Below are 9,023 nucleotides of genomic sequence, written 5' to 3' on the forward strand. Positions count from 1 at the left end.
CACATGTCGGTACAGGATAAAAGTGATCAACAACCTGTGAAGCATCGTCACCGAACAGAAGGACCACAGAAACACGTTGTTGTGTTTATATTCTCAATCATCCTGACACTCATTGCGTTTGCAGCCGTGAAGGCAGGAGGCGTAAATACGTCCTTTACCATTATCCTTTTGGTAGTCATGGCAATCCTTCAGGTTTTTGTTCAGCTAGGATATTGGATGCACATGAAGGATAAAGGGCATTTGATGCCAATCCTGTTTATGGCGTTCGGATTTTTCGTAGCATCCACGTGCATCATTATGGCACTTTATTGGGTTTGGTGGTAAATGAGATGGCGGCGGCGCAGTGCCGCCGTCTTTTCCCCTTTTTGGCGATCCAAACCCATATAACGAATTCCAGAAAACAACCATATTAGATCACCGGGAGGTTTCCCGTATGCTCGGGTTGCAATATTTTAGTTTCAACGATTTATGGAGTCCGCTAATTCTTGCCTTTTTTCTGCTTATCGCAGCTGCGTATCTGGTTGTCGTAGGTCCATTAAGTGAGAGAATCAAGGATGCAGAGCCGGCAACGGTAGCTCAAAAAAACATGTTTATCATTGGTCTTGCTGTATTCTATCTCGCCCAAGCCGGGCCATTTAATCTGCTGGGGCATGTCATGTTCAGTTTCCACATGGTGAGTATGGCCTTGTCTTATCTGGTAGCGCCACCGTTATTAATGAAGGGTCTGCCTGCGTGGGTATGGCGCAAAATCCTTCGGTGGCTGCCGACACGACAGCTCTCCTTCCTGGCTCATCCAATCGTGGCGGCCCTGCTTTTCAATGGACTATTCTCCTTATATCATCTGCCTGTTGTGCATGATTATGTGATGCTCCATTTTACGGTCCACCGATTGTATTACATGGTTCTCTTTATAACCTCGATGCTCATGTGGTGGACATTGCTTAATCCGCTGCCAGAAGGAAGACAGGCATCAGGACTGTCGAAGATCGGATTTATCTTTCTCAACATGGTGCTGCTGACACCCGCTTGTGGTCTGATTATCTTTGCGTCCGAGCCGTTATATGCGACGTATAGCAACCCAGCTGTATGGGCTGAAGCGATGCGGTATTGTGTATCCGGGGATTCCTCGGCTTTGCTGCGCACTTTCGGAGGACCTGCCTTCTTCAACTTTCTGTCTTCTGCCAAGGAGGATCAGCAGGTGGGTGGGATTGTGATGAAATTCATTCAGGAGGGTATCTTCGTTTCCATGCTGGCTTATGTCTTTTTCCAATGGTACCGCAAGGAAAAACGCGAAGATGATGATGACCCATATCCTGTAGAAAGTTCTGGGGGGCCGCTTAATCCTGCGAAATAAGCCAAGTCATGTTCAGACAAGAGGGGGAATACACGATGATGGATATACATTTTCTGCTGCCTACGATCAGTACTTCTTTCATTGTAATTAGTGCTGTGCTGGTGGGAATTGGGTGGGTGTTGATTATTCGTGGAAAACGTGAAGCGCACCAAACCGCGATGGTTGCAGGAGCCGTTGCTGCCTTGCTGTTCTTTGTAATTTATATGTCTCGTACGATCTTTGTTGGAAATACCGCCTGGGGCGGTGATCCTGAGATGGAGATTTTCTACAGGATCTTTTTGATCTTTCATATTATTCTCGCTACTGCAGCAGCAGTCTTTGGAATCTCCACATTGGTACTGGGATTCAAAAAGAAATTTGCAACTCATCGCCGCTGGGGACGATTTACTTCCATGGTCTGGTTCAGTAGTGCACTGACTGGGGTCATTGTGTATGTTTTGTTATACCTCCTATATCCTGGCGGGCATACACGTCCTGTATGGGAAGTCATTCTTGGGGTGTAGAATTTGAGCAATTTCCTATGAAAATATGAAAATGGATGAATCGATCCGTTAATTCGTCCATACCTCCTCTCACATTCATTCATAGAATGAGATTGAGAGGGGGGAACAAATGAAAAAAACAGTTCAAGTCAGTCAAACGTATCCACGTCTTACGGTGTATTCAGAGGAGAACTATAACGGAAGAAGCCGGATTTACCGTGGCAACACGGGTCTTCGCAATCTGGACAACATTCTGGGTGGGGTAGAGAGCCTGCGCTTTTTCTCGACAAGTTCGAATGCAACGCTGGTTGTGTTTACGAGACCAAACTTTCAAGGTGGATTCCGTGTCTATCGTGGAAACACCAACTTGAGAGATTTGGATGATTTGATCCGTGGGAATGATGTGGAATCCCTGATATCCACCAATCAACGGCTGACCCTAGCCGAAATTCGTGCCATCCGTAATAATAGCCGTTTGCCAAGCGGCTACGATCTGGTGTAAAAGTTAGACCTCTTCTGCATATAGGTGCCGTGAAAATGAAAGAGTTGTCTCCAATTTGTGTTCGCACAATATCGGAGTCAGCTCTCTTTTTTTGCGCCTGCGAATTTGCAGCTCAACGCAGTCATTGAATGATCATAGTGGTATCTGCTGCGCTATCTGCCCGAAGGCTGTCGCATGCTCAGTAGTTCAGCAACCTTCAGGGAGATAGCTTCAAGTCGAAGCGAAAACAGGAAGCTCTCTTATCAGATCATCTAATATCATAGCTCTATTTAAAAGACATCTTTCATATTGCATCATCTCAATGCAAAAGGTAATCATTTCCTAAAATAATTCCTGATTCAGGAAAATAAGGGTTGACGGATCGGAGGTGAGGTCTATATACTGTGTATATTGATATATACAGTAAACACAGTGAACACAGCTTGCACAGTAAAGCGTGAGATGGAAAGGCAGGCAATGTTATGAATGATTGGAAGCAGGCTTGGTGGCTAACCCGCAGCGAATGGAGCAAGGATCGTCTTCAATGGTTATGGTCTGCGATGTTTATGATCTACGTTGGAGCTATGGGTGGTGTCATGTTATATGGACAAAGGGAGGAAAGTGTGCTTAACACGGTTTCCGATTCCTACTTCATGCTTATGGTTCCATTTCAGGGATTTATCTTCTCCAGACGCTCTTTCCGCTACATACATGAAGATTCGTATACACAGATGCTGACCTACTATCGCAGACTACCCATCTCTGCAGAGACCGTCATGTGGGGACGAATTCAGCAGGCATTGCTGGCCTTTATTTATAATGGCATATTCTACTATGGTGCATTGTATGTCTCCGTGATGCATCTGGAAGGATTCCGATGGGATCAATATCTAGCCTTTGCCCTAACATGTACAGGGTATGGGGTTCTGATTACAGGGTTCTATATCTTCGGAGAATTTTTACACACAGGCAAAAAGTATTTGTTAATCAGCATGCTGTTTATACCCGTTATTGTGCTTATTGCGATTATAATTCGACTCATGGGCATGAACGGAATGCATTATACCGTAGAGATCAGCAAAACCTGGGGCTTGTTATCACCTTTTATGTGGGGTTCGTTACTCTTGGGCTTTGCAGTGTTGTGGTTGCTTAGCCGCTTAACGCTTAGGAAGTTGTCGAAACGGGATTTAAGTTAATGTAAGCGAAATATAGAACGACATCGAAGATGACCGGCACTATCGTGCAAGTGAACTGAAGTGTACGCGAGGGTGAGGTGCAGGGCTTGAATATACCGATTCAAATTAATGAAAACAGTGCTGAACCTTTATATCACCAAATTGAAAACCAGCTAAGGTCTTTAATAATAACGGGTCAATTGGGGGAGGGAACGCATTTGCCATCCATTCGCGAATTCGCAGGATCGTTGAATTGCAGTGTTATTACTGTTCGCCGGGTCTATCAGGATTTGGAGAATGAAGGCTTGCTTCGAACGAAGCAGGGCACGGGGACGTTCGTAGCCAAAGTTGAGGCAGGAGACCGGGAAACGTACAAATTGACAGCAGCAAGAGAAGCACTGCAGGCAGCAGTGCAGTCAGGTAAATCTGTTGGATGCAGTGAGGAAGAAATGGCGAGATTGTTCCAAGAGATTCTTCAGATCTACTATCCGAAGTGAGGAGGACCAAACATGGAACCAATAGCGGTTCAGTTAAACGGTGTATCCAAGATGCGCAAGCGTAGAATTATTGGACCTATTGATCTCGCAATTCCCGAAGGATACGTCGTCGCCATATTGGGACATAACGGTTCGGGAAAGAGCACCCTGCTGAATATGCTTCAGCGTGTCGTGCTACCGGATTCCGGTCAGATCATGTGGTTCGGACAGCATTACGAAGGAGAACTTCCTACAGAGCTGAGAGAGCATATTGCCTTTGTTGCAGACGGTGGAGGTTCGGAAGAAGACAATATAACCGCTGTTGAAGCTGCCAGGTTCCGGGCACATTGGTATACCCGTTGGGATGCGAAGTTTTTCAAACAGCTCATGAATGATATGGATGTTCCCTACGACGTGAAACTGAAGAAATTGTCAAAAGGAGAACGGCGCAAATTCGAAATAGCGGCAGCGCTTGCTGCACGGCCGAGATTGCTTCTGCTGGATGAGCCTTCTTCAGGGCTTGATCCCTTTGCCTGGAAGGTGATGGTAGAGCAGTTCCGCAATTTCATGGCGGATGGGGATACCACCATTTTGATAGCTACACATATTGCAGATGAAGTGAAGCGTCTGGCTGATTACATCGTACTGATGCACCGGGGACAATCACTTGGAATGGCGGAGAAAGATGTAGTGCTCGATCAATGGAGGGAAATCTGGTACGAAGGTGATCTTAGGCCTGAGAGTATTCCAGGGGCTGTTGAGTCGAAACAGGAGGCTGGAGCCATTCGGGTGATTACGACCCGGGTCGTTGAAGCGCAGGAGAGACTGGAGCTTGCGGGTAATCGCATTATGAAAATCCGAAACCTGGAGCTGGACGAAGTGCTGCAATATTGGATTGCAGGGTATGCTCCGACACTGTGGAGATAATCGAAGGGGGACGATAGATGATGAACAGATTGGAACTGAAGCAGGTAGTGAAGCAATATGCGGATAAGACTGCTGTTAATGGCGTTACGCTCAATGTGGGAGAAGGCGAAATCTATGGACTGCTGGGCGCCAACGGTGCTGGTAAAACAACAACGATGCGTATGGTCCTTGGACTGATTCATCCGGATGGTGGAGACATACGCTATAACGGCAAGCCGTATAGTACCGAGTTACAGAAAATCATGGGTTATCTTCCGGAAGAACGTGGATTATATCCGAAGGTTAAGGTCAGCGACCAGATCAATTACTTGGCCCGCCTTCGCGGCATGAATGGCAAAGATGCAGACAAAAGCTTGAGGTATTGGCTCGATCGATTCGAAGTCCCCGAGTATTACGACAAAAAGATTGAGGAACTGTCAAAGGGTAATCAGCAAAAGATGGGCTTTATTGCAGCGGTAGTACATCGTCCTCAAATTCTTATTTTGGATGAAGCGTTTAGTGGTCTGGATCCAGTGAACGTGGAATTGCTTAAATCCACCGTCAAGGAATTGCGTGACGAGGGAACGGCCATTCTGTTCTCGACACATCGCATGGAGCATGTTGAAGAACTCTGTCGTCAGATAACAATTCTGCATCGCTCCAACACTGTAGTTCAGGGGGAGATCAAAGAGATCAAGAACCGCTATCCACGTGAGCAGGTGTACCTGAACACTACTGGCAACGTCGATGGCTTGGAGCAGCTGGCTGGTGTGAAAAAGGTAGAACGGAACGAGCGTGGATATCTCATCCATATCGCTCAGGTGGAAGCGGCGCAGGAGATTTTGAAACACGCAATGACGCAGACTACCGTAGAGCATTTTGAGATCAAAGAACCAACGCTTAACCAAATCTTTATTCGTGAGGTGGGTGAGTCGAATGAATAAAATGGGAACAATCACCGGATTTACGTTCAAAAACAAGGTCAAAACGAAATCATTTGTAGTTACAACCATTGTACTCGCACTCTTAATTTCGATTGGACTTAATGTACCCTATTTCATTACCTTGTTTAATGGTGGCTCAGGTGGCGGTGGAACTGCAGGAAGCAACCCTGTAAACATTGGACTTCTGAGTGCTGGAGAGCCAGAAGTGTCGGAGAAGCTGGAGAAGTTCTCGTCGGCACAAGGAGATCAGGCGTATCGATTCATTGCTGCTGGTGATAAAGATGAAGCCGCACTGAAGGCGGATGCGGAATCCGGGCTTACCGATGGGTATCTGAAGTTTGAGGCGGCCCAAGGACAGGAGTTCCCGCAACCGATCCTGTATTCAACGGAAGAGGTGTCCCCTCAGATTATTGCTTCTATAGAAGCGGCGCTCCAAAGTGTGAAACTTGATGTAGTCGTAAAGGACGTACTCACCGCTGAGCAAAAGGAATTGATTAATACCCCGGTAAAGGTAAGTGAGCAAAGCTTGAGCGTGGATGAGGGGGGATCTGAGGCAGCGTCCGAGAATGGAATGAGCCCGATCAACTACATTGTAGTCTACCTGCTGATCATCCTTCTGTTCACATCCACAATGATGACCGGCAACATGATTGCATCCGAAATTACAGCGGAGAAGAGCTCGCGCATTATGGAAATTTTGATTACGAGCGTGTCTCCACTTAGTCAGATGTTTGGCAAAATCATCGGTATATTCATGGTCGGTCTGCTTCAAATCGGTATTTTCGGTGCAGTGGTTGCCGGGAATGTGCTGCTTCCTCATAACCGTGATGTATTGAGTGAATTCAGTTTGAATCTGAGTGATGTGAATTTAGCTGTGATTGCATATGGACTTATCTTTTACATTCTTGGTTACTTCCTATACGCTGTGATGTTTGCTGCGATTGGTTCAATGGTTAGCCGTACGGAAGAACTGGGTCAAGCGGTTCTGCCGATTACGATGCTGTCACTGGTTTCTTTCTACATTGCTATCTTCAGTATTTCAACGCCGAACATCTTGCTCTTAAAAGTTGCCAGCTTCATTCCGTTCACTTCGCCTACGGCCATACTGGTTCGGATCGGAGCGGGGGTTGCACCAACGTGGGAGATTATCGTGTCTCTGGCCATACTGGCCGTATCGATATTAATCTTCGGCTGGCTGGCTGCCAAAATCTATCGCACAGGTGTGCTGATGTACGGTAAGCGTCCAACCTTCAAGGAGTTATTTAAGGCGATGCGGGCTTATAAAATTTAAGAGTAAGACATTGATAGATATTGTATATGGTGGTGTGCAGCAAAAAGTAATCTCATAGGGGAGAAGGTGCCGCGAGGAAAAAGGTGGCACCCATCCCAAACTTTATGCGTAGTATTTTGGTGTATGTTCAACTCTATTAACTATTAAATTTAAACTACTATTTTTTTAAAAGGAGAATACATAATATGAAAAACTGGAAACGTATGCTCTTGTCTCTCACCATCTCGGTTGGTTTGCTCGCTTCTGCTGCGCCGGCCATGGCTGCACCTCAAGGGACTTCCGTTAAAGTCAACGACCAGGCTGTGGAGTACACTGTAGGAGCACCAATTAATAATAAGGGAACTACATTGGTTCCGCTTCGCTCCACACTTGAAGCCATGGATGTTAAACTGACGAACGCAGCAGATGACACTATCACGGCTGTGGTGGATGGCAAAACGATTTCACTTAAAAGTAAACTTACACGCATTAATGGCGTAACATATGCACCCATTCGTATCGTTGGTGACGCTACAGGTTACGAAGTAAACTGGGATGCGAAGACCCGCACAGTTCTGCTTGTCTCCAAGGGAACAGAAACAGCTGCGCAAACGGGTGGCCGCGGGTTTATGTGGGAAGTGGAAAGCAACGGTAACACGGTATATCTGGTAGGCTCCATGCATATTGCAGACGATAGCTTCTACCCATTGCCTGAGGAATTTGAAGAGGCCTTCGCTGAAGCGGATTATCTGGGCGTAGAGATTGATATCAGCAAAGCGGCTGACGAGGCACAGCAGAAGTTGATCTTGGACCTGGGATCTTACCAGGATGGCACCACGCTGAAGGATCATGTATCCAGCGAGACGTATGCCAAGCTGGGAGAGATTTTGAAGAAAAATGGACTGGAGCCTAATGCCCTGGATGCATTTAAGCCTTGGGTGGTAGAGAGCACGCTCTCGAGCCTGAAATCATCGACGGCTGGATATGAAGCTTCTGCAGGAGTAGATCTGTATTTCATTCAAAAGGCAATTGAGAGCAAGCTTCCAATTATCGAGCTGGAATCTTACGAGTCCCAACTGGGTATGTTCAACGACTTCTCGCAAGAGCTGCAAGAGGAAACGCTGAAAGGGACCTTGGATAACTTCGATGTATTGGATGATAGCGTGAACCAAATGGCTGAGATGTGGAAAACAGGCAATGATGAGCAGTTGTTGGATCTAACAAATAACTTCTCTGATAACGAGGAGTACAACAAAGCAATGCTGATCGACCGTAACATTGGCATGGCTGAAAAGATTGATGGGTATTTGAAGAGTGATAAGAAAGAGGAGTACTTTATCGTGGTAGGTGCTGCCCACTACCTGGGTGAGCACGGGATCGTGAAGTTGCTCGAGGATAAAGGTTACACAGTAGAACGTAAATAACAACAATGATTTTTAAAACATCCCCGTTCAATTTTAGTAGGATTGAACGGGGATGTTTATTATATAGAAAGAAAGACTATCATCTACTATCGTAGGAGTCGCTTGAAATAAAAAGATAATATAATGAGTAGAAATAATTTATAATAAACTCTTTACAAGTTATTTAAGTCTGTGATATATTAATTATCCGGCCAAGAAAACACCCAAGAAAACACGGTGCGATAAGCAAATAAAATAAGCTTCGAAAGAAACTTAAAAAAATGCTTGCTAAATTGGTTCGGACGTGATAATATATAAGAGTTGCTGAAGAGAACAACACTCGGACGCAAACAAAGTTTGATCTTTGAAAACTGAACAACGAGTGAGTAACGATCTTGCTTGCAAGATCGACGCTGAGAAATCGGTACACGTCATATGACTGTATGGTTTCGAAGCACAATTGAGATTTTTAATCTCGTCAGATTCAAAATGAGCTAATCGCTCTTTTCAATACTTTATTGGAGAGTTTGAT

The 9,023-nt window shown here is 45.6% G+C and carries 10 protein-coding genes; all 10 read left to right on the forward strand.

All coding sequences use genetic code 11. From position 1 onward, the window contains the following. The first annotated feature begins 3 nt into the window (after positions 1-3). The 10 genes from AAIH57_RS25360 to AAIH57_RS25405 all read left to right on the forward strand — a co-directional run bounded on the left by AAIH57_RS25360 (position 4) and on the right by AAIH57_RS25405 (position 8,512). Positions 4-324 carry a cytochrome C oxidase subunit IV family protein gene (locus AAIH57_RS25360; protein WP_175394880.1) on the forward strand — a complete coding sequence of 107 codons (321 nt, stop codon included), beginning with the start codon at positions 4-6 and terminating at the stop codon, positions 322-324. A gap of 109 nt (positions 325-433) precedes the next feature. Next, positions 434-1,354 carry a cytochrome c oxidase assembly factor CtaG gene (gene ctaG, locus AAIH57_RS25365; protein WP_430023476.1) on the forward strand — a complete coding sequence of 307 codons (921 nt, stop codon included), beginning with the start codon at positions 434-436 and terminating at the stop codon, positions 1,352-1,354. Positions 1,355-1,392: 38 nt separating this feature from the next. Beyond that, entirely contained in the window at positions 1,393-1,857 is a 465-nt protein-coding gene (locus AAIH57_RS25370; protein WP_175394910.1) for a DUF420 domain-containing protein, read from the forward strand. A gap of 109 nt (positions 1,858-1,966) precedes the next feature. Further along, complete coding sequence (locus AAIH57_RS25375; protein WP_175394878.1) at positions 1,967-2,338, forward strand: hypothetical protein; 372 nt, start codon at positions 1,967-1,969, stop codon at positions 2,336-2,338. 461 nt (positions 2,339-2,799) lie between these two features. Further along, entirely contained in the window at positions 2,800-3,513 is a 714-nt protein-coding gene (locus AAIH57_RS25380) for a hypothetical protein (protein ID WP_430023478.1), read from the forward strand. 86 nt (positions 3,514-3,599) lie between these two features. Then, entirely contained in the window at positions 3,600-3,989 is a 390-nt protein-coding gene (locus AAIH57_RS25385; protein ID WP_175394876.1) for a GntR family transcriptional regulator, read from the forward strand. Between the two features lie 12 nt (positions 3,990-4,001). Further along, the gene (locus AAIH57_RS25390) at positions 4,002-4,895 is read left to right on the forward strand and encodes an ATP-binding cassette domain-containing protein (RefSeq protein WP_430023479.1); all 894 of its coding nucleotides are present in this window, start codon (positions 4,002-4,004) and stop codon (positions 4,893-4,895) included. A gap of 20 nt (positions 4,896-4,915) precedes the next feature. Continuing rightward, positions 4,916-5,818, forward strand: coding sequence for an ABC transporter ATP-binding protein (locus AAIH57_RS25395; RefSeq protein ID WP_175394874.1), 903 nt, complete (start codon positions 4,916-4,918; stop codon positions 5,816-5,818). Further along, entirely contained in the window at positions 5,811-7,109 is a 1,299-nt protein-coding gene (locus tag AAIH57_RS25400; protein WP_430023481.1) for an ABC transporter permease, read from the forward strand. Before AAIH57_RS25395 ends, AAIH57_RS25400 begins: the two co-directional genes overlap by 8 nt. Positions 7,110-7,294: 185 nt before the next feature. Further along, on the forward strand, positions 7,295-8,512 hold the full coding sequence (locus AAIH57_RS25405; RefSeq protein ID WP_430023482.1) for a TraB/GumN family protein: 1,218 nt from the start codon (positions 7,295-7,297) through the stop codon (positions 8,510-8,512). The last annotated feature ends 511 nt before the right edge of the window (positions 8,513-9,023 follow it).

It is taken from the genome of Paenibacillus sp. MABNR03, from assembly GCF_050455445.1.
GTDB lineage: Bacteria > Bacillota > Bacilli > Paenibacillales > Paenibacillaceae > Paenibacillus > Paenibacillus xylanilyticus.

Bases quoted from the DNA above. Each gene is read 5' to 3' on its own strand.
- AAIH57_RS25405 (WP_430023482.1), top strand. From the start codon at position 7,295: ATGAAAAACTGGAAACGTATGCTCTTGTCTCTCACCATCTCGGTTGGT.
- ctaG (WP_430023476.1), top strand. From the start codon at position 434: ATGCTCGGGTTGCAATATTTTAGTTTCAACGATTTATGGAGTCCGCTA.
- AAIH57_RS25360 (WP_175394880.1), top strand. From the start codon at position 4: ATGTCGGTACAGGATAAAAGTGATCAACAACCTGTGAAGCATCGTCAC.
- AAIH57_RS25400 (WP_430023481.1), top strand. From the start codon at position 5,811: ATGAATAAAATGGGAACAATCACCGGATTTACGTTCAAAAACAAGGTC.
- AAIH57_RS25380 (WP_430023478.1), top strand. From the start codon at position 2,800: ATGAATGATTGGAAGCAGGCTTGGTGGCTAACCCGCAGCGAATGGAGC.
- AAIH57_RS25390 (WP_430023479.1), top strand. From the start codon at position 4,002: ATGGAACCAATAGCGGTTCAGTTAAACGGTGTATCCAAGATGCGCAAG.
- AAIH57_RS25395 (WP_175394874.1), top strand. From the start codon at position 4,916: ATGAACAGATTGGAACTGAAGCAGGTAGTGAAGCAATATGCGGATAAG.
- AAIH57_RS25370 (WP_175394910.1), top strand. From the start codon at position 1,393: ATGGATATACATTTTCTGCTGCCTACGATCAGTACTTCTTTCATTGTA.
- AAIH57_RS25375 (WP_175394878.1), top strand. From the start codon at position 1,967: ATGAAAAAAACAGTTCAAGTCAGTCAAACGTATCCACGTCTTACGGTG.